Source organism: Micromonospora sp. NBRC 107095, assembly GCF_030269705.1.
GTDB classification, from domain to species: domain Bacteria; phylum Actinomycetota; class Actinomycetes; order Mycobacteriales; family Micromonosporaceae; genus Micromonospora; species Micromonospora parva.
Genome location: NZ_BSTU01000005.1, coordinates 111,159 through 137,625 on the forward strand (window position 1 = coordinate 111,159; position 26,467 = coordinate 137,625).

Genomic DNA, 26,467 nt, shown 5'->3' on the forward strand with positions numbered 1-26,467 from the left:
CCCACTAAATCCAACGTCTGATGGATAATCGTCGGGCGACGGCGGCCCGTCAAGGGGCCGGTGACCCGTACAGCCCGTCGAGCATCCGGTGCACGAACGCCCGGAACTCACGCCGTTCCCGGGCGCCGGGCGCGCCGGCGGCCAACGCCACCACGTGCCCGTGGGTGGCCCACACCAGGCTCCGTACGGTGATGTGGGGAGTCGGCTCGGCCAGCGCGCCCGCCGCCGCGGCGGCGGTGAGCAGCTCCGCGACCAGCCGGTACAACGGCTCGGCGTAACGCTCGTCGAGCTCGGCGTGCCGCTGTGGCTCCAACCAGCGCCGCAGCCACAGCGCGGTCGTCTCGGGGCGGTCCTCCAGGAAGTCGACGAAGACGTCGACCAGCTCGTGCAGGGCCCGCCGCGCCGCCTCCGGACCGGCGTCGACAGCGGCGCGGGCCTGCTCGGCGGCCGCGGTCAGCACCTCCCGCTCGGCGGCGAACACCCGGGCGAAGCACGCGTCGTAGAGGGCCGCCTTCGTACCCGTGTGGTGCGCGACGGTGGCGACGTCGACCCCGGCGGCGGCGGCGACCTCCCGCAACCCGACGGCGTCGAAACCCCGCTCGGCGAAGAGCGCGGTCGCCGCGGTGAGCACCACCTCGCGGGTCGGCCGGGTCTCGTCGCGGCGGGGCCGACCCGGGCGGCGGCGGGGCATGGTCATGACGCCATTCTGCCCCTAGAATCCAGCAACCGTTGGATTGCGGAGAGGATGCGGCGATGACCGGGCTGGACCGGCGGCCGGCGGCCGCCACCGACGCGACACTGCCCCGCGGTCCACTGGCGGGCTTCGCCGCCGGCTCCCTCGGCATGGGTGTCTGGGTGACGGTGCCCGGCCTGCTGCTGCTGTACTTCCTCACCGACGTGCTGGCCGTCGGGCCGTGGCTGGCCGGGCTCGCGCTGCTGCTGCCGAAGATCGCCGACGTGCTGCTGCACCCGTGGGTGGGGCACCGCGCCGACGTGGAACAGACCCGCCGCGGCGACCGGCGTCGCCTGCTGCTGCTCGGCTGCGCCCTGCCGGCCGCGTTCGCCGCGCTCTTCGCCGTGCCCGGCGGCCTGACCGGTGCGCCGGCCGCCGCGTGGGTGGCGGTGTTCTTCATCGCCGGCAACCTGCTCTTCGCCGCCTACCAGGTGCCCTACCTGGCCACCCCCGCCGACCTGCGGATCGGGTACCACGAACGCACCCGGCTGATGGCCTTCCGGATGGTCGTGCTGACCCTGGGCATCCTGGCCTCCGGGCTGCTGGCCCCCCTGCTCACCGGCGGCGACGCCGCGACCCGGGGCGGCTACCAGCGCATGGGCGTGATCCTCGCAGTGGGGATGCTGGTGGCCATGCTGGTCGGTGTCGCCGGCATCGCCCGGCTGCGCGGGTCCGCGCCGAGCACCGCCACCGCCGGACACAGCGGGTGGCGGGCGCTACGCGTCGCGTTGCGCGATACGCAGTTCCGGTGGCTGGTCGCCGCGTACCTGGCGATGTCCACCACCACCCACCTGGTGCTCGCCGGGGTGCCCTACTACGCCGAGTACGAGCTGCGCGCGCCCGGCCTGACCACGGTGCTGGTGGCCGCGTTCGTGGCGCCGGCGCTGCTGGTCACCCCGCTCTGGCTGGTGGTGGCGCGACGCGTCGGCAAGCAGCGGGCGCTGCTCGGCGCGCAGGGCGCGTTCGCCGTCGGCTCGCTGGTGCTGGCGGTGGGCCGCCCGGCCGGCCTGCCGGTGCTGATCGCCGCGGTGGCGGTGCTCGGGGTGGCGTTCGCCGGCATGCAACTGTTGCCGTTCTCGATGCTGCCCGACGTGATCCGCGCCGCCAGCACCGACGACGGCGGCACCGGGGCCGGCACCTACACCGGGGTGTGGACGGCCACCGAGGCCACCGGCGCGGCGCTGGGCCCGTACGCGTACGCGTTGTGCCTGACCGTGGGTGGTTTCGTGGCCTCGACGGCCGGTGAGTCGCCGGTGCAGCCGGACGCCGCGCTCGCGGCGGTCCGCTACGGCTTCGGGCTGCTGCCGGCGGTGGCGATGCTCGCGGCGCTGCTGCTGCAACGCCGCTACACCCTGGACGCGACGGCCCGGACGACGACCTGACCGGCCGGCACTAGACTTCGCCCTCGATGGACGCCCAGCCCGCCACCACCGAGACCCGTCCCTGCGCCCACTGTGGAGCGCCGGTGCCGCAGCGTGTCGGCGCGGGCCGACCGTTTCGCTACTGCCGCGACAACGACGGCGCCTGCCAGCGCGCCTCCCGCAACAGCCGGATGCGGCACCGCAACGCCCCCGGCCTGCCGGGGCAGGTGGCCCGCACCTGGGAGGCGGTGGACCGGCTCGACCAGATCGTCGAGACGTTGACCGAGTCGCTGCACGCCGAGCTGTCCCCGGGGGGTGTGCAGCGGCAGCTCGCCCAGGCCCGCGCGGAGGCCGCCACCGAGATCGCGGCGGCGCAGGCCGAACGCGACGAGGCCCGCGACGACGCCGAGGCCGCGGCGGCCGACGCGACGCGCGCCCGCGAGCAGGCCCGCGACGCCCGCGCCGACGCCGACGCCGCCCGTCAGCGCGCCGAGCTGGCGCACCGGCAGGCCACCGCCGCCGACGAGCGGGCACAACACGCCGAGGACGCCCGGGACCAGGCGCGCCACGCGGCCAGCGCCGCCGAGGCGCTGCGCGTGCAGGCCGAACGCGACCGCGACCAGGCCCGCACGGAGGTGCGGGACCTGCGCACGCAACGCGACGCCGAGCGGCAGCGGGTGGCCGATCTCGTCGTGGAACGCGACGCGGCGCGCGCCGAGGCTGAGCGGGCCACCCGGGCCGCCGCCGACGCGACCGAGCGGGCCGGGCGGTGGCAGGCCGAGGTGCAGGACGTCCGGCGTCAGATCGAGCAGTCCCGCGCCGACGCGGCGCGTACCCGTGCGGAGGCCGCCGACGCGGCCCGGGCGCGTGAGCAGGCCGACCGGGCCCGCGACCGCGCCGAGGTCGCCGCCCGGCAGGCCGACGAGGCCCGGCAGGAGGCCGCGGAGCTGGCCGCGCGGCTGCGCGCGGAGCTGACCGCCGTGGCCGCCCACCGCGACACGCTCACCGCCGAGCTGAGCGTGGCCCGGCAGGCCGCGGCGACCGCCGAGGGGCACCGCACCGCCCTGACGGTACGGCTCGACGCCGCCGAGGCCGACCGGGACCTGGCCCAGCGGCGGGTGGCGCAGCTCGGCGACCAGGTCAGCGACCTGGCGTTGGCGTTGGCCCGTCTCGGTGCCGGCACTCCCGGCGCCACGACGTGAGCATCGTGGCGCAACCTTCGGTACGCTTGCGCGGTTAACCTCCCCGGTGGCCGCGGACACGCACCGTCGTCGCGACTCGCCTGGGGATCACCTCACCGGGTGACCGTCTCGGCCGGCTACCCTTGGTCCCGGCCCACCCGTGGACGCCTCACGCCCTCGGGCGGGAATGGCGCGGCGGGGACGCACCGTTACACCCAGAAGACCAGCACCACGAACGAGGGGAAGTCGATCATGGGCGAGCGTATGCTGCGCGGAAGCCGCCTTGGCGCGGTGAGCTATGAATCCGACCGCAACACGGAGCTCGCGCCGCGTCAGACCCGCGAGTACCTCTGCGCCAAGGGCCACCAGTTCGAGGTGCCGTTCGCCGTCGACGCCGAGGTCCCGACGACCTGGGAATGCAAGTTCGACGGCAGCGTCGCCCGACTCGTCGACGGCAGCGAGCCGGAGCAGAAGAAGGCCAAGCCGCCGCGTACCCACTGGGACATGCTTCTGGAGCGGCGCTCGATCGCCGAGCTGGAGGACATCCTGGAGGAGCGTCTGCAGGAGGTCCGGACCCGCCGCGGCCGCGCCTGAGCCGCACGACACACAACGGCGACGCCCCCGGGGTTTCCCCGGGGGCGTCGCCGTGTCTGAGGCCCGGTGTCAGTGCCGACCGGGCTCGACGATCTCACCCTCGATGGCCCGACCGCCGTCGACCACCACCGGCTGTTCCGGTTGCGCTGTCGGTTGCGGCGCACCCTGGCGCACCCGCACCGTGCGCGGCCCGAACAGGTCACCGGCGACCATCGACGACACCCGCCGCTCGGTGGCACGGCGCACCCCGGCGCGGGCCAGACGACGCACCGGCGGCACCAGCAGCAACACCCCGACCAGCCCGCTGACCAGGCCGGGCACCGCCAGCAACAACGCGCCCGCCAACCCCACCAGGCCGTCGGTCACCTGCCCGCCGGGGGGCTGCCCGGCCGCCGCGGCGGAACGGAACCCCCGCCAGGCGCGCATCCCCTCGCGGCGCAGCAGCACCAGACCCAGCAGGGACGCGGCGAACACCAGCAACACCGCCGCGCCGAACCCCAGCGCCCGTCCCACGCCGATGAACACGGCCAGCTCCAGCACCACCGTCAGCAACAGGGCCAACGGTACGAACCTCAGTCCTCGGCGCATCTCACCTCATCGCCATTCCTGCGGACACCACGGACGTGGTCCGCTCATCCAGCATGACACGACCGCGCTCACGGCCACCGGGCCTGACCGGCGGCGGTGCCGTACAGGCCGCGGCGTACCGACTGGCGGCGGTCCCGCACACCCCAGGCGGTGATCCGCCACAGCGCCTCCGCCACGATCTTCGGGCTCATCTTGCTGTCGCCGTGTTCCCGCTCGGCGAACGTGATCGGCACCTCCACGATCCGCACCCCGGCCCGGTGCGCCAGCCGGGACAGCTCCACCTGGAACGAGTAGCCCTGCGAGGTCACCGACTCCAGGTCGATCGCGTCCAACGCGCTGGTCCGGTACACCCGGTAACCGCCGGTGGCGTCCGAGACGGGCATGCCCAGCGCCAGGCGCGCGTACAGGTTGCCGCCGCGCGACAGCAGCAGCCGCCGCAGCGGCCAGTTGAGCACCCGGGCGCCGCTGGTCCACCGGGACCCGATCACCACGTCCGCGTCGCGGGCGGCGTCCAGCAACGCCGGCAGGTCCTCCGGGGCGTGCGAGCCGTCGGCGTCCATCTCCACGACCGCCTGGTAGCCGCGCTCACGCGCCCACCCGAACCCGGCCAGGTACGCCGCGCCCAGGCCCTGCTTGCCCTGGCGGTGCAGCACCTGCACGTGCGCGTCGCCGTCGGCGAGGGCGTCGGCGATCGCGCCGGTGCCGTCGGGGCTGTTGTCGTCGGCGATGAGGACCTGCACCGCCGGGGCGGCGCGCCGGACCCGGCCCACGATCGCGGCGATGTTGTCGGCCTCGTTGTAGGTGGGGATCACCACCAGTACCCGGCCCACCCCGGGCACCTCGTCCGGGCGTCGGATCGTATCGGTCGCCTGGATCACGGTTCCTCCGCTCCCGCCGGCGTACCGGCTGTTGCTATCCGGGCATGACCCGCCGTCGGCGCAGCACCGCCGCGCCGACCAGGGTCGCCGCGGCCAGCGCGGCGAGCGTCACCTCCGGCCACCAACCGAGGCGGGTGGCGAGGGTGCGTCCGTCGTCGAGGCGCACCTGTCGCACCACGACCTCCCGGGTGTTGAACCCGGTGGCATCGCTTACCCGCCCGTCGGGTGCGACGAACCCGGACACGCCGACCGTGGAGGCCATCAACGCCGGTCGGCCGTGCTCCACCGCCCGCAACCGCACCATGGCCAGTTGCTGACGGGCCTCCGCCACGTTGAACGTGGCGTTGTTGGTCTGCACCACCAGCAGTTGCGCGCCGCCGGTGACGGTGTCACGGACCACCTCGTCGTAGGCGACCTCGAAGCAGATCACGTCACCGAGGACGGCGGGGCCGGCGCGTACCACGCCCGGGGTGCTTCCGGGTACGAAGTCGTTGCGGATCAGGTCGACCTGCTTGCTGACCATCCGGGCCACGTCGCGCAGCGGCACGTACTCGGCGAACGGCACCGGGTGGCGTTTGGTGTACAGCTGCTCCAGGTCGGCGCCGGTGCCGGGGCGCCACAGGATGCCGGCGTTGCGGACCTGCCCGGCGTCGGGACCCAGCAGCACCGCGCCGACCAGGATCGGCGCGCCGATGGTGTCGGCGGCCTGGGAGATCCGGGCACCGGCGGTGGGGTTGCGCAGCGGGTCGATGTCGCTGGAGTTCTCTGGCCACACCACCACGTCGGGGCGCGGCTGCTGCCCGGCGGCGACCCGCCCGGCCAACTCGATGGTGGCGTCGACGTGGTTGTTGAGCACCGCCTGCCGTTGGGCGTTGAAGTCCAGGCCCAGCCGCGGCACGTTGCCCTGCACGATCGCCACGGTGACGGTGGCGCCGGACCCGGTGGAGGCGACCGGCACGAGCAGGGCACCGGCGGTCAGCGCGACGGCCACGACCGCCGGTACGACAACCGGCGTCCACCGTCGCGCCGAAACGTGGCCGGACGCCGCGGTGGTGGTGGGGTTGGTGTCGGCGGGGCCGTCGGTGTCGGCCGGGTCGCTGCTCGGGACGGTGCCGTTGGGGGCGCTGCGGCGCAGGGTGCTGGCGGTGCGCCAGCCGGCGGTGACCAGCAGGCCGCCGACGAGGGCGACGGCGAAGGTGACCACTGGCGCGCCGCCGAGCGCGGCCAGGCGCAGCAGCGGCGACTCGTCCTGGCTGAACGCGAGTCGCCCCCAGGGGAACCCGCCGAACGGGGTGCGGTCGCGCAGCGCCTCCTGGCCCACCCAGAGCAGCCCGGTCAGCGCCGGCCACGCCCAGCGGCCCCGGTCGGCCAGCGGCGACACCCAGGCCGTAGCGGCGCCCAGCAGCGCCAGGTAGCCGGCCTGCAGCAGCGACAGCAGCACCCACGGCAGGTAGCCGGTGTGCAGGTTCGTCCAGGCCAGCAGCGGGGCGAACAACGCCACACCGGTCAGGAAGCCCAGGCCGGCGCCGGCGCGCAACCGCCGCCGGTGCGCGGCGGCGGCCAGCAACGCCACCCCGACGGGCGCGAGCGGCCACACCCCGTACGGGGGGAACGCCACCAGCAGGGCCAGCCCGGCGGCGATCGCCAGGGGCACAGCGACCCGCAGCGGCAGCGGCCGGCCCGCGACGACCGGCGCGCCGGTCACCCGGGGGGTGCGGGTTTCATCCTGGTCCAGCATCGTCACCGCAGCTTCACCTCGATCACCCGGCGAAGGCTACCCGCCTGATGGTCCCGCTGGCCGGGCCCCCCGCTCGCCGATCGTGCGCGTTCGGTGCCGACACAAGGGGCATTCCACCCACGTCGACGATCGAAACCGCAAGATCGCCGGAGGTGGGGCGGGGATATGAAATCGGGGCGCGGCTGACGCCGCGCCCCGATGCTCCCAGGCCCTTCCCGGCCGGTGTGGCGAGGATGGGGCACGACGACCTTCGGACCGACCGGACGTGGACTGGCTGCCCCCGCCGGGCCGTTGTCTACTGGCCGTGCACCTCACCCTGCCCGTACACCGGTAACCGCGGCCGGTTCGCGCCGCCCCGCCGACCCCCGCCCGCTGGACCTGGCCGCCGCGACGATGACGCTGAAACATGTCGCTCGGCCAGCGGACGAAGGGACGAAGCGAACAACAGCCGCTTCCCGTGGTAGGACTCAAAGACGGTACGTGCCGACCCCCGTCGGTTGTCAACCCGCACCCGGCCTGTCGTGTGTTGCGACACGGCGTGTCGGTCGGCGAGTCTCACTACGTACGCAGATGGTGACGCAGCAGCGCCGCTGCGGCCGCCGGGTGTTCCTCGGCGAGCAGCCCTCCGGCGGCCAGCACGTAGTCCGCGTCGACGACCGCCGCGGCGGCGCGCGGCAGCGCCCACCCGCCGGCGTGATCGGCCAGGACCGCCGACAGCACCTGCCCGGACATGTCCGCCGGGGCGTGCCGCAACACCCCACCGGAGCCCACCAGCAGCCGCACGTCGCGCAGATCCCGCCCGGCCCGCTCACCGGTGGCCGCGCCCCGGGCGTGCCGGCGCATCGCCACCGTCGCGGCGAGGGTGGCGATGCGCCGGTCCACGGCCCGCTCGATGTCGTCGACGGCCAGCAACGCCGGGTCGCCCGCCCGACGCGCCGCGGCGGCCGCCAGGTCGTCGGACTCGTCCCCGGCGAGCAGCCGCTCCTCGACGGCGGCGCGCACCACCCCGGGTGCGCTCCACCTCATCCCCAGATCGCCCTCCACGGTGCGGGCCCGCCACAGACTGCCGGCGACCTCCCGGCCCGGCCCGGTGGCCCGCTCGTCGGGCGTGAGGACCGAGTACACGTCGGTGGTGGCACCACCCACGTCGACCACGACGAGATCACCGCCGAGGGTGTCGGCGAGCACCTCCACACCGGTGAGCACCGCGTCGGGGGTGGCCGCCCGCACCAGCCGCGCGAACCGGGTGCCCCTGGACAGTCGTTTACCACCGATGACGTGACGCAGGAACACCGCGCGGATCGCCGCCCGCGCCGACGCCGGGGCGAGCACCCCGATGCGCGGCAGCACGTTGTCGGCGGCGGTGACCGGCACCCCGGCGTCGCCCAGCAACCCGGTCAGCTGTTCGCGCACGTCGGAGTTGCCCGCGTACACCACTGGCCGGCGCCACCGGGCCCGGGCCAGCCGGGTCGCGTTGTGGGTGATCGTGTCGGCGTCACCGCCGTCGGTGCCACCGACGAGCAGTACCACATCGGGTCGGGCCGCCCGCAACGCCGTCAGGTCGGCCGCACCGAGCCGACCCGCCGCGACGTGCACCACGTGCGCGCCCGCGGACAACCCCACCCGCCGCCCGGCCTGCGCGGTGACCAACGGCTCATAGCCGATCACGGCCAGCCGCAACCCACCCCCGGCCGACGAGCACACGTACCACGGCACGTCACCCACCCGCAGCCCGGCGGTGGCCGCCGCGACCGCGGCGTCCAGGCCGTGCAGCACGTCGGTGTCGACAGTGGTCGGCGCCGACGCCGCACCGGCGAGGACACCGGCGGCCAGGTCCACCACCGCCGCCTTCGTGTACGTGGAACCGACGTCGGCGCAGACCGCCAGGGTCGTCGGCTCTCCCGGTCCGCGACTGCGGGGCTCGTAACCCCGGCTCACTCCTCGCGACTCACGGGGACGACCACGGTGCCGGTCGCGGTGACCGCCACGATCGGCGGGTCGAGGACCTCCGCGGCGGACGCGGAACGGTCCGGGCGACCCCGGCACACCACCGCGCAGCTCAACTCCAGGGTGCGGCTGCGGGTGCCCACCCGCGACACCTGCGCGGTCACCTGCACCACGTCCCCGGCGTGGATGGGCGCGTGGAAGCGCACGTCGGCGTACCCGGCGAACAGCCCCTCGTCACCGTCGGTGCGGATGCACACCTCGGTGGCGACGTCACCGAACAACCCGAGCGCGTACGCCCCGTCGACCAGGTTCCCGCCGTAGTGGGCGTGCGAGTACGGCACATACCGCCGGTGCGTCACCGTCAACCCGAGCCGTGCGTCGGTCATGCCATCGCCTTCCGTTGCGTGATCAGGGCGTGCACCAGGTAGCTGGCCACCTCGCCGGGGGTGGTGCCCCGACCGAAGATCCGGTCCACGCCCAACTCGTCGGTCATCGTCTCGTCGAAGCGGGGACCACCGACGATCAGCAGCGGCCGCCGCCCCGCCGGCATCGCCTCCCGGAACGCCGCCGACATCTCCCGGGTGTTGTGCAGATGCGCGTCGCGTTGGGTGACCACCTGCGACACCAGCACCGCGTCGGCCTTCTCCGCCCGGGCGGTCTCCACCAACTCCGGCACGCTGACCTGCGCGCCCATGTTGGTGACCTTCAACTCCCGGTAGTACTCCAGGCCCTTCTCCCCCGCGATGCCCTTGACGTTGAGGATCGCGTCGATGCCCACCGTGTGCGCGTCGGTGCCGATGCACGCCCCGACCACCGACAGCTTGCGCCGCAACCGCTGCTTGATCACCGTGTTGACGTCCTTCGCCGACAGCAACGCGAAATCCCGCTCCACCACCTGCACGGCGTCCAGGTCGACGAGGTGGTTCACCCGCCCGTAGACGACGAAGAACGTGAACCCGTCGCCCATCGGTTTGGCGTGCACCACCATCGCCGGGTCGATGCCCATCTTGTTGGCCAACTGCACCGCCGCGCCCTCGGCCCGCTTGTCGTGGGCCACCGGCAGGGTGAACGACACCTGCACCATCCCGTCACCGGTGGTGTCCCCGTACGGGCGCACGATCTGCTTACTCACGCCGCCGCCTCCAGGATGTCGGTGGCCGGGTTGCAGTAGTCGGCCTCGTGCGCGGCGACCCCGTCGAGGCCCTTACCCCGGTCCGCGGGCCGCTTCATGATCCCGAACGTGCCCTCGGCGATCGCCGTCAGCAACGTCTGCTCCCCGATGCGTTCCAACAGGTCCAGCGCCTCACCGAGGACCTGGTTGGCGCGGCGGCGGATGAACCCGCCCGGCGCCGGCACGAAGTCCTCGTGCAACCCGCCGGCCGCGCCGAGGACGTACCGCACGTTCTGCAGGGCGATGTCCCGATCCGACAACCACGGCGTCACCACCGCCTCGGTCATCATCCCCACCAGCAGGATCCCCTGACCGGTCAGCGTACCGGCCAGGTTGAAGAACCCGTCGAGCAGGTTGCCCCGGAACACGTCACCGGTCATGTGTTTCGTCGGCGGCATCCACTTCAGCGGCGCGTGCGGGAACAACTCCCGAGCCAGCAGGGCATGCGCCAACTCCAGCCGGAACGACTCCGGCACCTCCGGGTTGATCTCGAACGCGTGGCCCAGGCCCAACTGCCAGTCCGCCAACCCCGCCTCGTGCGCGAAGAACTCGTTGAGCAACTGCGACACCGTCACCGTGTGCGCCTCGTCGACAGCGTCGGCGGTGGTCAGGTAGTTGTCCTCACCGGTGTTGATGATGATCCCGGCGCGGGCGTGCACCTGCCGGGAGAACCGCTGGTCGACGAACGTCCGCACCGGGTTGATGTCGCGGAACAGAATCCCGTACATCGAATCGTTCAACATCATGTCGAGGCGTTCCAACCCGGCCAGGGTCGCCATCTCCGGCATGCACAACCCCGACGCGTAGTTGGTCAACCGCACGTAGCGGCCCAACTCCTTCGACGAGGAGTCCAACGCCGCGCGCATCAGCCGGAAGTTCTCCTGCGTGGCGTACGTGCCGGCGAAACCCTCCCGGGTCGCGCCCTCGGGCACGTAGTCCAGCAACGACTGCCCTGTCGAACGGATCACCGCGATCACGTCCGCGCCGGCCCGCGCCGCCGCCTGCGCCTGCGGAATGTCCTCGTAGATGTCCCCGGTCGCCACGATCAGGTAGATCCACGGCCGCTGCTTCGGGTCCCCGTGCCGCTTGATGAGCCGGTCCCGTTCGGCGCGCCGCCGGTCGATGCGCCGGATACCCGCGCCGACCGCCCTGCGCGCCGCCGACCGGGCCGCCGTCGCCGCCCGCCCGGTCGGCTGGGTGAACCGCACCGACCCGGCGGCGGCCTTCTGCGCCAGCAACGTCACATCGGTGCCGCCCTCACGGGCCAGCGCGTCGAACACCGGCAACGCCACCCCGTGACCCAACCCCACGTCCGCGGCGACCGCGTCGACGAGCCGGTTCACCCAGGGGATGCCGTCCGGGTCGGCGCCACTCACCCCGGCCAACCGCAGCACCGCCCGCTCCACCGACACCGTGGTGTGGCTGCGGGCCAGGTCCACCACCGGCTGCCCGGCCCGACGCGCCAACTCCCGCGCCCGCGCCACCAACACCGGATCAAGATCAAGCTTGCCGGTCACGCCGCCGCCCCCGCCACACCGCTCATCCGCTCGTTCACGACGACCCTTCCTCGTAGATGACCTCACCGCGCAGCACCAGACGCCGACACACCGGCAGCGGCGTCGGGTCGTCCGGACCCCACTGCTCCGGGTCCTCGGCCAGCAACACCGGCAGACCCCGCTGCACCCCCGCCGGTGTCGACCACACCGCGAACGTCGCCGGCGCACCCAACGCGAGAACCCCCTCGACGTCCAGGTGCACCGCCCGCCACCCACCCCGGGTGTGCGCCGCGAACGCCGAGCGCACACCCATCCGCTGCGCCGGGTTGTGGTGCGCCGCCGCCGCCCGCACCGACCCCCACGGGTCCAGCGGCGTCACCGGCGAATCCGACCCGAACGCCAACGCCACCCCCACCGAGTGCATCGCACCCATCGGGTTCGACTCCAACGACCGGTCCAACCCCAACCGCGCCTCGTACATCCGACCCGCGCCACCCCACAACCGGTCGAACGCCGGCTGCATGCTCGCCACCACCCCGTACTCCACGAACCGCGCGATCAACCGCTTGTTCATGATCTCCGCGTGCTCGATACGGTGCCGGGCCGCCCGCAACCGCTCCACCCCCACCGTCCGCGCCGCCGCCGCGAACCCGTCCAGGACCGTGCCGATCGCCGCGTCACCGATGGCGTGGAACCCGCCCTGCATGCCGTGCGCCGCACAGTCCAGCAGGTGATCGCGGACCTGCTCGGCCGTCAGGTACCCGTGCCCGCAGCCGTCACCGTCGCCGTACGGCTGCGACACGTGCGCCGTCCGCGACCCCAACGCCCCGTCGGCGAACAGGTCCCCACCGGCACCCACCGCACCCAACTCCCGGGCCCGCGCCGCGCCCCCCAGCTCACCCCAGTACCCGTACACCTCCGGCAACCCCGCCCCGGAGATGCCCAGCAGACCGGTGAAGTCCTCCTCGTCGGAGATCTCCGGACCACCGCACTCGTGCACCGCAGCGATGCCCAACGACGCCGCGTGCGCCAACGCCACCCGCTGCGCCGCGACCCGCTGCGCCCGACTCACCGACCCCTGCGCGGCCGCCCGCACCACATGGTGCGCGTCACGCCGCAACCACCCCGACGCGTCGTACCCGGCCTCGGTCGCCGCCTGCGGACACGCCGCCAGCATCGCCGAGGACACCAACGCCGAATGGATCGACGCCTGCGACAGGTACACCCGCCGCCCACCGGCCGCCCGGTCCAACGCCGCCGCGTCCGGCAACGTCGGATCCGACCAACCCGACTCGTCCCAGCCGTGCCCCAGCACCACCGCGTCCGCCGGCAGACCCGCCGCGAACCCGGCCACCGCGTCGAGCAGCTGCCCCGCCGAGCGCACCCCGGACAACTCCAGCCCGGACAACGCCAACCCGGTGTCGGTGGCGTGCACGTGCGCGTCCACGAACGCCGGCGTCACCAGCGCCCCACCCAGGTCCACCACCCGGTCGGCCGACGGCGCGTCACCATCGGTACCCAACCAGGCGATCCGCCCACCGGACACCAGCAGCGCGGTCGCGCTCGGGTCGGCGGGGCAGTGCAGCACGCCGCCGCGATACAACGTCGAGGGGTTCGTCATGGCCTCAGTCTGCCGCGACCCGCGCCGCGAACAGCTGACGCACCCCCGGCTCGGCCCGCAACAACCCCAACGCCAACTCCGCGTGCCCCGGCACATACCCGTTGCCGACCAGCATCGTCACGTCCGCCGCCAACCCCTCCGCACCCAACGCCGCAGCGGAGAAGCTCGTCGCCATCGAGAAGAAAATCACCGTGCCGCCGTCCGCGGTGGCCAACACCGCCCCGTGCTCACACCCCGGCACGTCCACGCAGACCACCGTCACGTCCGCCGGGGCGCCCAACGCGGTGGTCACCGCCGTGGACAACCCCACCGGGTCCCGGGCGTCGGCCAACGCCACCACCGACGCCAGACCGGCGGCCGTCAGCGCGTCGCGCTCCGCCGCCACCGGCACCACCCCGACGGTACGGGCGGCGCCCGCGCGCCGCGCCGCAGCCAGCGACAGCGACCCGCTCTTACCTGCCCCACCGATCACCGCGACCCGCACCGGCGACGGGTCACCGGCCCGCCGCCGGTCCTCGACGTAGCGCGACACCACCCGGGCGGTCAGCGCGGGCGCCCCGCACACGTCCAGCACGGCCAGGGACAACTGCGGATCCTCGTCGTCGGGCAGCACCGCGGCGATGGACCGCGCGAACAGGATCGCCCACCCGTCGCACGGCACCTGCTCGCTGCGCCCGTCCCACCGGGCCAACCCGTCAGTGATCACCAGCGGCGTCAACGTCAGCGACACCAGGGTCGCGACCCGCTGGCCCGGCTTGAGCCCCAGCGGGGAGCGCCGACCGGCCTCCTCGACCGTGCCGATCAACATCCCACCCGACCCGGTCACCGGGTTCTGCATCTTCCCCCGGGTCGAAATGATCTCCAGCACCTCGGCGCGGACCGCGTCACCGTCACCGCCGTGCTTCTCCGACAACTGCCGGAAACTCGCCGCGTCCAGGTTGAGCCGCTGCACCCGGATCCGCACCTCGTTCGGCGCGATCACCGCCGACGTGTCCAGCCGCCAGGCCGCCTGCGGCAGCACCCCCGCCGGTTGCACGACGCGGTGCAGTCCCACCGGTGACGTCACGCCGACCTCCCCCTGTCCAGCCGCCCGAAGCCCCGGTCAAGGCTCGCGTAACGGGAAAACTTACGGCAGACTAGTTTCTGTACCGAATATTTTCCAGTAGCCTTCGGGCTTCGCTGATCAGCCGCACCACCGAGGAGGGGCCGTGACCCACACCATCCCGCACCCCCGTCACGCCCCGGTCGCCGAACCGACCGCCGGGCAGCCCTACGAATACCACCGCCGCCCCCTGGTCGAACCGGACTGGACCCGCTTCCCCGGCTGGCGACACGTCACCCGCGACCAGTGGGAATCCGCCCAGTGGCAGCGCGTCAACTGCGTCAAGAACATCAAGCAGCTCCGCACCGTCCTCGGCGACCTGATCGACGAGACCTTCTACGCCGACCTCGAGGCCGACCAGAAGGCCCTGGCCACCATGTCCATGCTGGTGCCACCACAAATGATCAACACGATGGTGCCGTTCGCGACCCCCACCACCGAGGCGCTGCTCGCCGACCCCATCCGCCGCTACATGATCCCGGTCGCCTCCGACCGACGCACCGACTGGCCCTCACACCCCTACGCCAGCCGCGACAGCCTCCACGAACACGACATGTGGGTCGCCGAAGGCCTCACCCACCGCTACCCCACCAAGGTCCTCGCCGAACTGCTCTCCACCTGCCCCCAGTACTGCGGGCACTGCACCCGGATGGACCTCGTCGGCAACTCCACCCCCGCCGTCGACAAACTCAAACTCACCCTCAAGCCCGTCGACCGCTACGACGCCCACATCGCCTACCTCAAAGCCCACCCCGGCGTCCGCGACGTGGTCGTCTCCGGCGGCGACGTGGCCAACGTCCCCTGGCGCAACCTCGAGTCGTACCTCATGCGCCTGCTGGAACTGGAGACGGTCCGCGACATCCGGCTCGCCACCAAAGCCCTCATGGGCCTCCCCCAACACTGGCTGCAACCCGACGTCGTCGAAGGCCTGGAGCGCGTCGCCCGCACCGCCGCCCGCCGCGGCGTCAACCTGGCCATCCACACCCACGTCAACCACGCCCAGTCACTCACCCCACTGGTCGCCAAGGCCGCCCAGACCGCCCTCGACGTCGGCGTCCGCGACGTCCGCAACCAGGGCGTCCTCATGCGCGGCGTCAACGCCACCACCCCGGAACTGCTCGACCTCTGCTTCGCCCTGCAAGGCGAAGCCGGCATCCTGCCGTACTACTTCTACATGTGCGACATGATCCCCAACGCCGAACACTGGCGGGTCCCGGTCTGGCACGCCCAGCAACTCCAGCACGACATCATGGGCTACCTCCCCGGCTACGCCACCCCCCGGATCGTCTGCGACGTCCCGTTCGTCGGCAAACGCTGGGTGCACATGCTCACCGACTACGACCGCGAGCGCGGCATCTCCTACTGGACGAAGAACTACCGCACCTCCATCGAATCGGCCGACCTGGAGGCGCTCAACAAGCGCTACGCCTACTACGACCCGATCGACACCCTCCCCGAGGGCGGCCAGCAGTGGTGGAACGACCACCGCAACGACTGACCCACCAACGGCGGCACCCCCGGGAAATCTCCCCGGGGGTGCCGCCGTTCCCGTCACCGGCAACCCAGACCCTCGACGTACCCGGACCGCAACGTCCCCGCCGCCACCTCGTCGGCGTACTCCCAGAACACCTCCGGCCAGTCACCGGCCCCGTCCATCTCCCGCAAAACCCGCCACCCGTGACTACCCCGCAGCGCCTCGCCGGCCCGGCGCACCCCGGCCTCGTCCCCACCCGCCCGCGCCCGCTGCCACTCCGCAATCCACCCACAACCCACCCGGGACGTCACCCCCACCCCGAACTGGTACGAGTCACCCACCCCGATCTCCTCCAGCGCGTCCACATCGAACCCCGGCGGCAACGGCACATCGGCGAGCACCCGCGCCGCCCGCTCCCGCACCGGCACGACCATCTCCGCCGGAAGCACCGCCAACCACGTCCGCGCGTCCACCCGAACGACGTCCGCCAGAACCCGGTCCAGATCCTTACGCGACCAGTTCCCCGAGGTCTTCATCTCCACGACCACGCCGTCGCGGGGACGCAACAGCACAGTGAAATCACCGCTGAAGCTCTGGAACACATCAGCCGGCCAACCGTCCACCCGCACCGACCTTCCCGGCCCCGTCTCACGCTGATCGGCAAACCGGTCCGCGTACCCGTACGCCGGATACCAGTTCATCTCCAGTTCCCGCCCACCCCGGCGAAAGCGCACCATGCCCTGCTCCTCACCGAACCCGTACAGGGCCGCCACCGTCCACCCGGCCCGGTCGATCAGCAACCGCGGACTCCGCTGCGCCGCCTCCATCACCAACGGCGAGAAGACCACCCCCGCATCCGCGCTGACGAGCGGAGAGACCCCACCACCCTCGGCCTGCCCGCGCAACACCACCGACGCCGGCACGATGCTCACGAGCACGGCCGCCGCCGTCACCACCCCCGCGAAACGCCGCACCCACAACCGCCGCCGCGGCATCCCGACACGACGCCGGACCGACGACTCGGACATGATCTCCTCCAGCAGGGTCTGCTTCACCCCCGCGAGATCCCCGACGACACCGAGGCCACCCGGGTCGGCATCCCGAACCAGCCGGTCGACACGCTCCTCCGTGCTCATCAGTCCTCCTTGCGGGTGGATGCGGTCAGTACGTCGAGTACATGTCCGGGCGGCCCCGGGTCGTCACCGACCAACGCCCGCAACCTCGACCGCGCCCGCGACAACCGGGTCCGGACCACCGTGGCGGACACCCCCAGCACCGCGGCCACCTCATGCGGCTGCAACCCCTCCCACACGGTGAGCATCAGCACCTCCCGGTCCATCTCGGCCAGCCCGGACAGGGCCGCCCGCACGGCGAGACGCTCCGGCACCTCACTGCCCGGATCAGCGACCGACGCGGCAATCTGCTGGCGTAACCGCTCACCGAGGCGCTGCCGGCGCACGCCTCCGCGGTGATGATTGGCCAGCACCCGCCGCGCCACCCCGTACAGCCACAGCCGGGCCGCACCGGCAACCGGAATGTCCTGCCGGCGACGCCACGCCACCAGGAAGGTCTCCGCGACCACATCGGCCGCGTCCTCCGGATGCGCGACCCGCCGCAACGCGTACGCCAACAGCGACTCGAAATCCTCGGCGTACACCCGCCGGAATCGGTCCTCGTCCTGCTCTGTCCCGGAGCTCACACCCACTCCATGTCCGGCGCGACCCCTACCGTGACAGGCCACGCCGGTCAGAGCGGCACGACCGGCGCTCAGCCGCCGGCCAGCACCTCGGACAGCGGCGCCGCCACCAGCCCCCGCTTCCGCAACCCGACCAGGATGTGCGGCAACGCCTCGTCGGTCATCGCCGCGTTCGCCTCGGTCACATGCATGATCACCACGGACCCGGGTCGGACGTGGTCCAGCACCGCGCGCACCAACGGCTTCCACGCGGTCGCGAACGGATCACCGCTGACCACGTCCCCGTCGACCACCGTCACACCCAACGGCGCCAGCGCGTCCAACGCCGCCGCGTCGTGGCACAGTCCCGGAAAGCGGAAGTACCGGGTCTGCCGGCCCCCGTACGGCTCGATCACCTCGAAGGTCTTCGCCACGTCCCCGGCCAACTCGTCGACCGGCAGCGAGGGAAGGTCGTAGCAGTTCCCGGTGAACGCCGCGTGCCCGTAGGTGTGGTTGGCCACCTCGAAGCGCGGGTTCCCGGCGATCCGCCGGGTCACGTCCGGATAGCGCCGCACCCACTTACCGGTGAGGAAGAACGTCGCCGGCACCTGCTCCCGCTCCAGCAGGTCGAGGATGCGCAGGTTGGCGTACGACTTCACCCGACCGGCGCGCAGGTTGGCCAACATCGCGTCGGTCATGTCCGCGTCGAAGGTGAGCGCGATCTTGTTGCCGGTCCGCGGCCCGTGGTCCACCACCGGCGCCCTGGTCCCGATCGGCGTCGCGCCCGGCACCGAGGGGCCTGCCGGCGGCGACGGGACACCGGACGGCGTGACCGCCGGGTCGGCACCCGCGGATGTTGCCTCCGACGAGGCGCCGACCGACGGCGCGGCGGACGGTGTGGACGGGCTCGACGAGGCGGACGAGCCGACGAAGACCGGCTGGTCCGCGGGCGGCACCCGGGATGCCTCACACCCGGCACCGCCGAGGACGGCCGCCGCCACCAGTACGCCAATTGACGGGCGAAGCCCAGCTCGGATCACGTCGCAGATCATCGCAAACGCGAAAGCACCTCACTGCCCCCTGTGGGCGGTCGGGTGCGCTCGTGGGCGCGCGGCCTGCGACCGCAGCACGACGGGTCCCCGGGCGGCGATGCGCCCGGGGACCCGCGAACCACTCAGGTCACTTCGTGAACGAGTCCTTCACGTTGCGACCCGCGTCCTTGACGTTCTGACCGGCCTGCTTGGCGCGCGCGTCGCTCTGCTGGCTGGCGCCCTCGCCACGCATCCGCTCGTTGTCGGTCATGTCGCCGACGCGCTCCCTCGCGGCGCCGGCCATCTGCTCAACCTTGTTCTTTGCCTTCTCGGTGAAGCTCATCGCGCCTCCTCGGTCTGGCGGTTGTCCTGGCTCGTGTGCCCGGTCTCCCGGTGCTGAAACCGGTGGTGCCGGTCGGCACATCCGCTAAGGCGTCCTAGGAAGATAGGTTGTGGTGGGGTCGGCTGTCGGGGCAAGCCCGCGATGGTTAACTGGCCGCATGGGAGAGCTCCTGCTGATCCGGCACGGCGAGACCACCTGGAGCGCCAGCCACCGGCACACCTCGTACACCGACCTGGAGCTGACCCCCGACGGCGAGCGACAGGCCCGCACCCTCGCGGCGTTCCTGGCCGGTCGGCGCTTCGTCACCGTGCTGGCCAGCCCCCGCTCCCGGGCGCTGCGCACCGCACAACTGGCCGGGCTCACCGTCGACACCGTCGACGAGGACCTCAGCGAATGGAACTACGGCGAGTACGAGGGCCGCACCACCGTCGACATCCACGACGACGATCCGCACTGGAACATCTGGACCGACGGCTGCCCCGGCGGGGAGTCCCCCGCGCAGGTGGGCGAACGCCTCGACCGGGTGCTGGCCCGCGTCACCCCGCTGCTCGACCGGGGCACCGTCGCGCTGGTCGGGCACGCGCACAGCCTGCGGGTGCTCGGCGCCCGCTGGATCGGCATGCCCCCGTCCACCGGTGGGCGGCTACGCCTGGACACCGCCACGGTCAGCGCGCTCGGCCACGAACACGGCCGGCAGGTCATCCTGCGGTGGAACCAGCCGGCTCCTCCGGCACCCGGGACCGCGACCGCCCCGGTGCCGCAGCGTTGATCTTCGGCGGCCGGTTCTCGTACGGCGTGGACAACACCACGGTCGTGCGGGTGGTGACGTTCGCCGAGGTGCGAATCTCCTGCAGCACCCGCTCCAGGTCGGTGGGGCTGGCCACCCGCACCAACAGCAGGTAGAAGTCCTCCCCCGCCACCGAGTAGCACGAGTCGATCTCCGGCAGGTGGGCCAGCCGCTCCGGCGCGTCGTCCGGCTGCGACGGGTCGAACGGCCGGATCGCCACGAACGCGGTCAGCGGCAGATCCAGCGCCTCGAACGACACCCGGGCGGCGTACCCCTTGATCACGCCGCGCTGCTCCAGCCGGCGGACCCGCTGGTGCACCGCGGACACCGACAGCCCCACCTTCTCGGCCAGGTCGGTGTACGACAGACGGCCGTCGGCGGTCAGCGCGGCGACGATAGCGCGGTCGATCTCCTCCACGGCGTGCAACCTACCGGGAAAATCGCCGCACGGCGACGCGGTACCTCCGGTGGCGGGCCGCGACAGGCCGTGACGGGCCCACCGCGACCCGCGCCACCGGGCGCCGCCGTCAGCCCTTCGCGAGGGCCCGGGAGATCACCATCCGCTGGATCTGGTTGGTGCCCTCCACGATCTGCAACACCTTCGCCTCGCGCATGTACCGCTCCACCGGGTGGTCGGCCACGTACCCCGCGCCGCCGAGCACCTGCACCGCGTCGGTGGTCACCCGCATCGCCATGTCGGTGGCGAAGAGCTTCGCCTTGGCCGCCTCGATCGCGTACGGGCGACCGGCGTCGCGCAGCCGGGCCGCCGCCAGGGTCAGCGCGCGGGCGGCGGAGATCTGGGTGGCCGCGTCGGCGAGGAGGAACCCCAGCCCCTGGAAGTCGATGATGGAGCGCCCGAACTGCTGCCGCTCCCGGGCGTAGGAGACCGCGTAGTCCAGGGCGGCCTGGGCCAGCCCGACCGCGCACGCCGCGATGCCCAGCCGACCGGAGTCCAGCGCGGACATCGCGATGGTGAAGCCCATTCCCTCGCCGCCGATCAGCCGGTCCGCCGGCACCCGCGCCTCGTCGAAGGCGATCTGCGCCACCGGAGAGGCGCGCAACCCCATCGTCCGCTCCGCCGCCTGCGGGGTGATGCCGGCCGTGCCCGCGTCGACGACCAGGCAGGAGATCCCCTTCGGGCCGGGCCCGCCCGTGCGGCAGAAGACGTTGTAGAAGTCGGCCGCGCGGGCGTGGGTGATCCACGCCTTGGTGCCGGAGACCAGGTACGCGTCCCCGTCACGCTCGGCCCGGGTGCTCAGCGACGCCGCGTCCGAGCCACCCTGCGGCTCGGAAAGGCAGTACGCGCCCAGCAACTCGCCGCCGATCATGTCCGGCAGCAACTTGCGCTGCTCGTCGCTGCCGAACGCGGCCACCGGGTAGCAGGACAGGGTGTGCACGCTGACCGCCTCGGCGACGGCGAGCCAGCGGCTGGCCAGGATCTCCAACACCTGCAGGTACACCTCGTACGGCTGCGCCGCGCCGCCGTACTCCTCGGGGTACGGCAGGCCGAGCAGGCCGGCGCGGCCCAGTGTCCGCAGCACCTCGCGGGGGAACTCGGCGCGTTCCTCGAAGGCCGCGGCCTTCGGCGCGAGCTCGCCGTCGGCGAGCTCGGTGGCGAGACCCAGCAGGTCGTGGGCCTCGTCGGTGGGCAGGATCCGGTCGACAGTCATAGCGCGATGAGCTCCGTGGGGGTGGTGTTGAGCCGTTGCACGCCGTCCGTTGTGCAGACGACGATGTCCTCGATGCGGGCGCCGTGCCGGCCCGCCAGATAGATGCCCGGTTCGATGGAGAACGCCATGCCGGCCTCCAACGCCCGGTCGTTGCCGGCCACCAGGTACGGCTCCTCGTGCCCGTCGAGCCCGATGCCGTGGCCGGTGCGGTGCAGGAAGGCGGGGCCGTAGCCGGCGGCGGCGATCGGCTCCCGGGCCGCCGCGTCGGCCGCCGCGCCGGTGATTCCGGGCCGCACCGCCTCGACGGCGGCGCGCTGGGCGTCGCGCAGCACCGCGTAGTAGTCCAGGAAGTCGGCCGGCGCCGGCCCACCCGCCAGGTAGGTGCGGGTGCAGTCCGAGCGGTAGCCCGACGGCATCGTGCCGCCGATGTCGACCACCACCGGCTCGCCGACGCCGATCGGCCGGTCGGAGGTGCCGTGGTGCGGGCTGGCGCCGTTCGGGCCGGCCGCCACGATGACGAAGTCGACGCTGACGTGCCCGGCGGCGCGGATCGCCGCGGCGATGTCGGTGCCGACCTCGGCCTCGGTGCGGCCGGGGCGCAGCCACTCGCCCATCCGCAGGTGCACCTCGTCGATCGCCGCGCCGGCCTCGGCGAGCGCCGCGACCTCCGCCGGGGACTTGCGGATCCGCAGCTCGCGCAGCACCTCCCCGGCGAGGCGTTGCGCGGCGCCGGGCAGCGCCTCGCGCAGGGCGAGGACCTGCTCGGCCCACATCCGGTCGGCGAGCCCGACCGCCGCGACCGGGCCGTCGAGGGCGGCCACGACCAGGGGGTACGGGTCGCTGCCGTCGACGTGGTCGACGATGCGCACCCCGGTGTTCGGGGCCGCCTCCGCCGCGGGGCGTTCCAGCCTCGGCACGATCAGGGTCGGCTCGCCCTCGGCGGGCAGCACCAGGCAGGTCAGCCGCTCCCCCGCGTGGGCGTCGTACCCGGTCAGGTACCTCAGGTCGGAACCGGGGGTGAGCAGCAGGGCGTCCAGACCGGCGGCGGCCGTGGCGCGCTGCGCGGCGATCAGCCGATCGGGCGGGTACAGCTCGTCGATTCCCACCCCGTCAGCTTAACGGTCGTTTGGGCAAACTCCCTATCGGCACCGCTCGACCGGAAATCCATCGATGTTGATTGACTCGGACAGTTAACACTCTTTAAGATTTGGCTGCCTCGAGGCCCACCCGTACCTGCGTCCCGCACCTCCCGCCCGCGACACCCCGCGCGGGCGGGTGTCGTCCCCCGCCCACGGGAAGGCCCCCGATGTCCTCACCACTACGCCGCGCCCTCGCCGCCGGCCTCCTCGCGCTGGCCACGGCCGGCGCCACCCTCACCGTCATCCCCACCGCCGCGCAGGCCGTGGTGCTGCCGAACAACTTCAAGAGCGTCGGCTACCTGCCCTCCTGGGCCGGCGACATCAACACCATCCAGTACACCAAACTGACCCACATCAACTACGCCTTCATCCTGCCCAACAGCAACGGCAGCCTGCAGGGGGTGGACGGCGGCCGGCTCTCCTCACTCGTCTCGCGGGCCCACGCCAACAACGTGAAGGTCTCCATCGCCGTCGGCGGCTGGAACGACGGCAACGACTCGGCCTTCGAGGCGCTCGCCGCCAACGCCACCAGCCGGACCACCTTCGTCAACAACCTGGTGAACTTCGTCAACCAGTACAACCTCGACGGCGTCGACATGGACTGGGAGTACCCGGACCCGGGCGCCTCGGCGAACAACTACACCGCGCTCATGACGCAGCTCAGCAGCGCGATGCGCAGCCGCGGCAAGCTGCTCACCGCCGCCGTGGTCTCCGAGGGCTACTCCGTCGACGGCGTCCAGACCGCCGTCTTCCCCCTGGTCGACTGGCTCAACATCATGGCGTACGACGGCGGCAGCCCGCACGCCAACTACGACTGGTCGATCAACAGCATCAACCTGTGGAAGGCCCGCGGCCTGCCAGCCAGCAAGGCCGTCCTCGGCATCCCGTTCTACAGCCGCCCCGTCTACTACAACTACTCGTACCTGGTCGGACTGGACCCGGCGAACGCCAACCGGGACTGCGCCACCATCGGCGGCAGCCAGCAGTGCTGGAACGGCATCCCCACGGTCAAGCGCAAGACCCAGTGGGCCCTCGCCAACGCCGGCGGCGTCATGAACTGGGAACTGTCGCAGGACACCAGCGGCTCGACCTCACTGCTCAGCGCCATGTACGACACCATCATGGGCGGCACCACCCCGCCACCGACCGGTCGCACCGGCCGGATCACCGGCATCGGCGGCAAGTGCGTCGACGTGGCCTCCGCGAGCACCGCCAACGGCACCGCCATCCAGCTCTGGGGCTGCAACGGCACCAACGCGCAGACCTGGACCGTGGCCGGCGACAGCACGCTGCGCGCCCTCGGCAAGTGCGCCGACATCACCAGCGGCTCCACCGCCAACGGCGCGAAGGTCCAACTCTGGGACTGCAACGGCAGCGGCGCGCAGGTCTGGCAGGCGCAGTCCAACGGGACGCTGCGCAACCCGCAGTCGAACAAGTGCCTCGACGCCACCGACAACAGCTCCGCCGACGGCACCCGGCTACAGATCTGGGACTGCTTCGCCGGCGCCAACCAACGCTGGACGCTCCCGGCCTGACGCCACGCCCGCCAGGCTGCTCCCCCGGGGCTCCCGATCGACGCCACGGCGTCAGTCGGGGGCCCCGGCGAGCTCACGGACCACTGTCAGCATCTCCTGCACCGAGCCGGCCGGGTCGGTGACCGGGAACTGCACCGCTCGCACCACCGCCGTCGGGTCTACCAGCAACGTCAGCCGCTTGAACCGGTTCACCCCGCCCGCGCGGAACACGGGCAGCAGCAACCCCGCCCCCAGCCGGCCATCCTCATCGGACAGCAGTGGAAACGGCAGCTCGGCGTACGCGGCGAAGGCGGCGAGCTGGTCGGGCCGCTGGGTGCTGACGCCGTACACCCGGACACCGGCGGCCTGGAAGTCCGGGTGACGCCTGGCGTAGGTGGTCGACTCCAGCGTGCACCCCCGGGCGCCGGGAATCTCCGCCCAGCCGAGCGGGTAGCCGTGCGTCCCCGGCGCGTAGGCCCCCGGGAACAGGTAGAGCACGCTCCACGCGTCCGTCGCGGCCACCGCGACCGACTGCCCGTCGGCGGCGGGCAGGACGATCTCGGGCAGCCGCCGCCCGACCAGATCATGTGCCCGGCGTGCCTCGGCCGAGCCGGCGTCGGCGGTCGCGGTCAGGTCACCGTCACCCATGAGATACCTCGTCCCCCAGTCCTGCATGGCGATCAGCACCGGCAGCAGGCCCTCGCCCCGGGCGGTGAGCAGGTAGTCGTGGCGGGGCGGGTGGTGCGAATACGGTCTGCGTTCCAGCACACCGTGCTCGACCAGTGCGGCGAGGCGTTCGGTCAGCGCCCGCCGGCTGACGCCCAACTCCCGTTGGAGCGCGTCGAAGCGGGTCGTCCCGCCAGCGACGTCGCGAACGATGAGGAAGGTCCACCAGTCCCCCAGCACGCCGAGCGCCTGCGCGATGCCGCAGTCCGCATCGGCGAGATCCTCTCGCCGCACCGCCCACCTCCGTTGGTCCCGCCCCGACTATAGTTCGTTCCGGATTGGAACGGACTGGGCGGCGACGGCCGGGAGCCCGGCACGCCCCCACGCGTCGGTTTCCCTCATCGAACGCCACCGGGAGCCCTAGCCTGGAAGCGGGGAGCCGCAGGGACTCCCCGATCGGGAGGACCGACATGGCAGCGAACCAGGCGAGCCAGGCCGCGACACGCCGCCGCCGCCAACTCTGGGCCGGCGTCCTCGCCCTCGTCGGCCTGGTCCTGCTGGTCATCGGCCTCACCGTCGCCGACGGCGTCGCCGCCTGGGTCGAGGTGGTGGTCGCGATCCTGCTGCTGGTGACCAGCTACATCGTGCAGCACCTGGCCCGCCGCGAGACCGTCTACCAGCCCGACGAGCGACGCTGACCCCACCGACGGCCGGGCGTACCCCCGATCGTCAGGGGGTTGTGCCAGGCTGTCCGGCGTGGCACACCGACCCCCGATCCTGCTGATCGACGCAGCCAGCCTCTACTTCCGGGCCTACTTCGGCATTCCGGAGTCCGCCGCCAGGGCCGAGGACGGCACCCCGGTCAACGCGGTACGCGGCTTCCTCGACATGCTCGCCACCCTGATCCGGGTGCGCGGCGCCGACCGGATGGTCTGCGCCCTGGACCACGACTGGCGCCCGGCGTGGCGCGTCGACCTGCTGCCGTCGTACAAGGCGCACCGGGTCGCCCCGCAGGGCGGCGAGATCGTTCCGGACACCCTCTCCCCGCAGGTCCCGACGATCCTGGAGGTCCTCGCCGCGGTGGGCATCACCGCGGTCGGCGCCACCGGCTACGAGGCCGACGACGTGCTCGGCACCCTCTCGGTGACCCAACCCGGCCCGGTCGAGGTGGTCTCCGGAGACCGGGACCTGTTCCAACTCGTCGACGACGCCCGGGAGGTCCGGCTGCTCTACGTCGGGCGCGGCGTGGCCAAACTCGACGACTGCGACGACGCCGCGGTGCGGGCCCGCTACGGCGTACCGGCCGACCGGTACGCCGACTTCGCCGCGCTGCGCGGCGACCCGAGCGACGGGCTGCCCGGAGTGGCCGGCGTCGGCGAGAAGACCGCCGCCCGACTGATCGAGCGCTACGGCAGCATCGCCGGCATCCTGGCCGCGCTCGACGACTCCGACTCGTCCTTCGCGCCCGGCCTGCGCGCCAAGCTGGTCGCGGCACGCGACTACCTGGGCGTCGCGCCGACAGTGGTCCGGGTCGCCCTGGACGTGCCACTGCCGCAACTGCCCACCGCACTGCCGAGCGCGCCGGCCGACCCGGACCGACTGCTCGAACTCGCCCAACGATGGAACCTGGCCGGCTCGGCCCGCCGCCTGGTCGACGCCCTCGCCGCCCCCCGCGGGCAGGCCACTGCCGCGACATCCCCCGAACCGGGCTGACCACCCCGACATCCGGGAGCCCGAGTCGACCGACCCGCTCGGGGG

26 protein-coding genes are annotated in these 26,467 nt (G+C 72.8%); 8 read left to right on the forward strand and 18 right to left on the reverse strand.

What is annotated here, in order from left to right:
- Positions 1-49: 49 nt before the first annotated feature.
- On the reverse strand, positions 50-697 hold the full coding sequence (locus QSK15_RS23395) for a TetR/AcrR family transcriptional regulator (RefSeq protein ID WP_285796295.1): 648 nt from the start codon (positions 695-697) through the stop codon (positions 50-52).
- A 56-nt stretch (positions 698-753) separates the two neighbouring features.
- Here QSK15_RS23395 and QSK15_RS23400 point away from each other — a divergent pair, with 56 nt between their 5' ends.
- From QSK15_RS23400 to QSK15_RS23410, 3 genes are all read left to right on the forward strand, one after another.
- Positions 754-2,115, forward strand: coding sequence for an MFS transporter (locus QSK15_RS23400; protein ID WP_285796296.1), 1,362 nt, complete (start codon positions 754-756; stop codon positions 2,113-2,115).
- A gap of 26 nt (positions 2,116-2,141) precedes the next feature.
- The gene (locus QSK15_RS23405; protein WP_285796297.1) at positions 2,142-3,296 is read left to right on the forward strand and encodes a coiled-coil domain-containing protein; all 1,155 of its coding nucleotides are present in this window, start codon (positions 2,142-2,144) and stop codon (positions 3,294-3,296) included.
- Positions 3,297-3,527: 231 nt separating this feature from the next.
- Positions 3,528-3,869 carry an RNA polymerase-binding protein RbpA gene (locus tag QSK15_RS23410; RefSeq protein WP_030327608.1) on the forward strand — a complete coding sequence of 114 codons (342 nt, stop codon included), beginning with the start codon at positions 3,528-3,530 and terminating at the stop codon, positions 3,867-3,869.
- 69 nt (positions 3,870-3,938) lie between these two features.
- On the opposite strand, the gene QSK15_RS23415 is transcribed toward QSK15_RS23410, so the two are convergent.
- The 9 genes from QSK15_RS23415 to kdd form a co-directional block, all read right to left on the reverse strand.
- Positions 3,939-4,457 carry an FxsA family protein gene (locus tag QSK15_RS23415; RefSeq protein WP_285796298.1) on the reverse strand — a complete coding sequence of 173 codons (519 nt, stop codon included), beginning with the start codon at positions 4,455-4,457 and terminating at the stop codon, positions 3,939-3,941.
- Between the two features lie 68 nt (positions 4,458-4,525).
- Positions 4,526-5,335: a polyprenol monophosphomannose synthase gene (locus tag QSK15_RS23420; protein WP_285796299.1), complete on the reverse strand. Its 810-nt coding sequence runs from the start codon at positions 5,333-5,335 to the stop codon at positions 4,526-4,528.
- A gap of 34 nt (positions 5,336-5,369) precedes the next feature.
- Positions 5,370-7,073 carry an apolipoprotein N-acyltransferase gene (gene lnt, locus QSK15_RS23425; RefSeq protein ID WP_285796709.1) on the reverse strand — a complete coding sequence of 568 codons (1,704 nt, stop codon included), beginning with the start codon at positions 7,071-7,073 and terminating at the stop codon, positions 5,370-5,372.
- 558 nt (positions 7,074-7,631) lie between these two features.
- The gene (locus QSK15_RS23430) at positions 7,632-8,960 is read right to left on the reverse strand and encodes a glutamate mutase L (protein ID WP_285796710.1); all 1,329 of its coding nucleotides are present in this window, start codon (positions 8,958-8,960) and stop codon (positions 7,632-7,634) included.
- A 47-nt stretch (positions 8,961-9,007) separates the two neighbouring features.
- Positions 9,008-9,406, reverse strand: a complete 399-nt coding sequence (gene kal / locus QSK15_RS23435) for a 3-aminobutyryl-CoA ammonia lyase (RefSeq protein ID WP_285796300.1) — start codon at positions 9,404-9,406, stop codon at positions 9,008-9,010.
- Positions 9,403-10,152 (reverse strand): lysine 5,6-aminomutase subunit beta, encoded by a 750-nt coding sequence (kamE, locus tag QSK15_RS23440; RefSeq protein WP_030327600.1) that lies wholly within the window; start codon positions 10,150-10,152, stop codon positions 9,403-9,405. The genes kal and kamE overlap by 4 nt, the downstream gene beginning before the upstream one ends.
- Positions 10,149-11,708, reverse strand: coding sequence for a lysine 5,6-aminomutase subunit alpha (kamD, locus tag QSK15_RS23445; RefSeq protein ID WP_285796301.1), 1,560 nt, complete (start codon positions 11,706-11,708; stop codon positions 10,149-10,151). Before kamD ends, kamE begins: the two co-directional genes overlap by 4 nt.
- 34 nt (positions 11,709-11,742) lie before the next feature.
- Positions 11,743-13,308 carry an amidohydrolase gene (locus QSK15_RS23450; RefSeq protein WP_285796302.1) on the reverse strand — a complete coding sequence of 522 codons (1,566 nt, stop codon included), beginning with the start codon at positions 13,306-13,308 and terminating at the stop codon, positions 11,743-11,745.
- Positions 13,309-13,312: 4 nt separating this feature from the next.
- Complete coding sequence (gene kdd / locus QSK15_RS23455) at positions 13,313-14,374, reverse strand: L-erythro-3,5-diaminohexanoate dehydrogenase (protein ID WP_449894634.1); 1,062 nt, start codon at positions 14,372-14,374, stop codon at positions 13,313-13,315.
- A 142-nt stretch (positions 14,375-14,516) separates the two neighbouring features.
- Between kdd and QSK15_RS23460 the strand changes: the two genes are divergently transcribed.
- A complete protein-coding gene (locus tag QSK15_RS23460; protein ID WP_285796303.1) occupies positions 14,517-15,908 on the forward strand; it encodes a KamA family radical SAM protein in 1,392 nt (463 codons plus the stop codon).
- Positions 15,909-15,961: 53 nt separating this feature from the next.
- Here QSK15_RS23460 and QSK15_RS23465 read toward each other — a convergent pair whose 3' ends face one another.
- The 4 genes from QSK15_RS23465 to QSK15_RS23480 form a co-directional block, all read right to left on the reverse strand.
- Complete coding sequence (locus QSK15_RS23465) at positions 15,962-17,020, reverse strand: hypothetical protein (protein WP_285796304.1); 1,059 nt, start codon at positions 17,018-17,020, stop codon at positions 15,962-15,964.
- Positions 17,020-17,583, reverse strand: coding sequence for an RNA polymerase sigma factor (locus QSK15_RS23470; RefSeq protein ID WP_285796305.1), 564 nt, complete (start codon positions 17,581-17,583; stop codon positions 17,020-17,022). The genes QSK15_RS23465 and QSK15_RS23470 overlap by 1 nt, the downstream gene beginning before the upstream one ends.
- Before the next feature lie 68 nt (positions 17,584-17,651).
- Entirely contained in the window at positions 17,652-18,599 is a 948-nt protein-coding gene (locus QSK15_RS23475; RefSeq protein ID WP_285796306.1) for a polysaccharide deacetylase family protein, read from the reverse strand.
- A 139-nt stretch (positions 18,600-18,738) separates the two neighbouring features.
- Positions 18,739-18,933, reverse strand: coding sequence for a CsbD family protein (locus tag QSK15_RS23480; protein WP_088989634.1), 195 nt, complete (start codon positions 18,931-18,933; stop codon positions 18,739-18,741).
- 157 nt (positions 18,934-19,090) lie between these two features.
- Here QSK15_RS23480 and QSK15_RS23485 point away from each other — a divergent pair, with 157 nt between their 5' ends.
- Positions 19,091-19,702 carry a histidine phosphatase family protein gene (locus QSK15_RS23485; protein ID WP_285796307.1) on the forward strand — a complete coding sequence of 204 codons (612 nt, stop codon included), beginning with the start codon at positions 19,091-19,093 and terminating at the stop codon, positions 19,700-19,702.
- Here QSK15_RS23485 and QSK15_RS23490 read toward each other — a convergent pair.
- The 3 genes from QSK15_RS23490 to QSK15_RS23500 form a co-directional block, all read right to left on the reverse strand.
- On the reverse strand, positions 19,632-20,138 hold the full coding sequence (locus QSK15_RS23490; protein WP_285796308.1) for an Lrp/AsnC family transcriptional regulator: 507 nt from the start codon (positions 20,136-20,138) through the stop codon (positions 19,632-19,634). The genes QSK15_RS23485 and QSK15_RS23490 overlap by 71 nt on opposite strands.
- Before the next feature lie 109 nt (positions 20,139-20,247).
- A complete protein-coding gene (locus QSK15_RS23495) occupies positions 20,248-21,390 on the reverse strand; it encodes an acyl-CoA dehydrogenase family protein (RefSeq protein WP_285796309.1) in 1,143 nt (380 codons plus the stop codon).
- Entirely contained in the window at positions 21,387-22,496 is a 1,110-nt protein-coding gene (locus QSK15_RS23500; RefSeq protein ID WP_285796310.1) for a M24 family metallopeptidase, read from the reverse strand. The genes QSK15_RS23495 and QSK15_RS23500 overlap by 4 nt, the downstream gene beginning before the upstream one ends.
- A 200-nt stretch (positions 22,497-22,696) precedes the next feature.
- Between QSK15_RS23500 and QSK15_RS23505 the strand changes: the two genes are divergently transcribed.
- Positions 22,697-24,064 carry a glycosyl hydrolase family 18 protein gene (locus QSK15_RS23505; protein ID WP_285796311.1) on the forward strand — a complete coding sequence of 456 codons (1,368 nt, stop codon included), beginning with the start codon at positions 22,697-22,699 and terminating at the stop codon, positions 24,062-24,064.
- 51 nt (positions 24,065-24,115) lie between these two features.
- Here QSK15_RS23505 and QSK15_RS23510 read toward each other — a convergent pair whose 3' ends face one another.
- Positions 24,116-25,003 (reverse strand): winged helix-turn-helix transcriptional regulator, encoded by an 888-nt coding sequence (locus QSK15_RS23510; RefSeq protein ID WP_285796312.1) that lies wholly within the window; start codon positions 25,001-25,003, stop codon positions 24,116-24,118.
- A 176-nt stretch (positions 25,004-25,179) separates the two neighbouring features.
- Here QSK15_RS23510 and QSK15_RS23515 point away from each other — a divergent pair, with 176 nt between their 5' ends.
- Both QSK15_RS23515 and QSK15_RS23520 read left to right on the forward strand, forming a co-directional pair.
- On the forward strand, positions 25,180-25,407 hold the full coding sequence (locus tag QSK15_RS23515; RefSeq protein WP_285796313.1) for a hypothetical protein: 228 nt from the start codon (positions 25,180-25,182) through the stop codon (positions 25,405-25,407).
- Positions 25,408-25,465: 58 nt separating this feature from the next.
- Positions 25,466-26,422 carry a 5'-3' exonuclease gene (locus tag QSK15_RS23520; protein ID WP_285796314.1) on the forward strand — a complete coding sequence of 319 codons (957 nt, stop codon included), beginning with the start codon at positions 25,466-25,468 and terminating at the stop codon, positions 26,420-26,422.
- Positions 26,423-26,467 lie beyond the last annotated feature (45 nt).

Excerpts from the sequence above, each read along its gene's own strand:
- QSK15_RS23395 (WP_285796295.1), bottom strand. The coding sequence starts at position 697 with ATGACCATGCCCCGCCGCCGCCCGGGTCGGCCCCGCCGCGACGAGACC.
- QSK15_RS23400 (WP_285796296.1), top strand. The coding sequence starts at position 754 with ATGACCGGGCTGGACCGGCGGCCGGCGGCCGCCACCGACGCGACACTG.
- QSK15_RS23405 (WP_285796297.1), top strand. The coding sequence starts at position 2,142 with ATGGACGCCCAGCCCGCCACCACCGAGACCCGTCCCTGCGCCCACTGT.
- QSK15_RS23410 (WP_030327608.1), top strand. The coding sequence starts at position 3,528 with ATGGGCGAGCGTATGCTGCGCGGAAGCCGCCTTGGCGCGGTGAGCTAT.
- QSK15_RS23415 (WP_285796298.1), bottom strand. The coding sequence starts at position 4,457 with ATGCGCCGAGGACTGAGGTTCGTACCGTTGGCCCTGTTGCTGACGGTG.
- lnt (WP_285796709.1), bottom strand. The coding sequence starts at position 7,073 with ATGCTGGACCAGGATGAAACCCGCACCCCCCGGGTGACCGGCGCGCCG.
- kal (WP_285796300.1), bottom strand. The coding sequence starts at position 9,406 with ATGACCGACGCACGGCTCGGGTTGACGGTGACGCACCGGCGGTATGTG.
- QSK15_RS23450 (WP_285796302.1), bottom strand. The coding sequence starts at position 13,308 with ATGACGAACCCCTCGACGTTGTATCGCGGCGGCGTGCTGCACTGCCCC.
- QSK15_RS23465 (WP_285796304.1), bottom strand. The coding sequence starts at position 17,020 with ATGAGCACGGAGGAGCGTGTCGACCGGCTGGTTCGGGATGCCGACCCG.
- QSK15_RS23480 (WP_088989634.1), bottom strand. The coding sequence starts at position 18,933 with ATGAGCTTCACCGAGAAGGCAAAGAACAAGGTTGAGCAGATGGCCGGC.
- QSK15_RS23485 (WP_285796307.1), top strand. The coding sequence starts at position 19,091 with ATGGGAGAGCTCCTGCTGATCCGGCACGGCGAGACCACCTGGAGCGCC.
- QSK15_RS23495 (WP_285796309.1), bottom strand. The coding sequence starts at position 21,390 with ATGACTGTCGACCGGATCCTGCCCACCGACGAGGCCCACGACCTGCTG.
- QSK15_RS23505 (WP_285796311.1), top strand. The coding sequence starts at position 22,697 with ATGTCCTCACCACTACGCCGCGCCCTCGCCGCCGGCCTCCTCGCGCTG.
- QSK15_RS23515 (WP_285796313.1), top strand. The coding sequence starts at position 25,180 with ATGGCAGCGAACCAGGCGAGCCAGGCCGCGACACGCCGCCGCCGCCAA.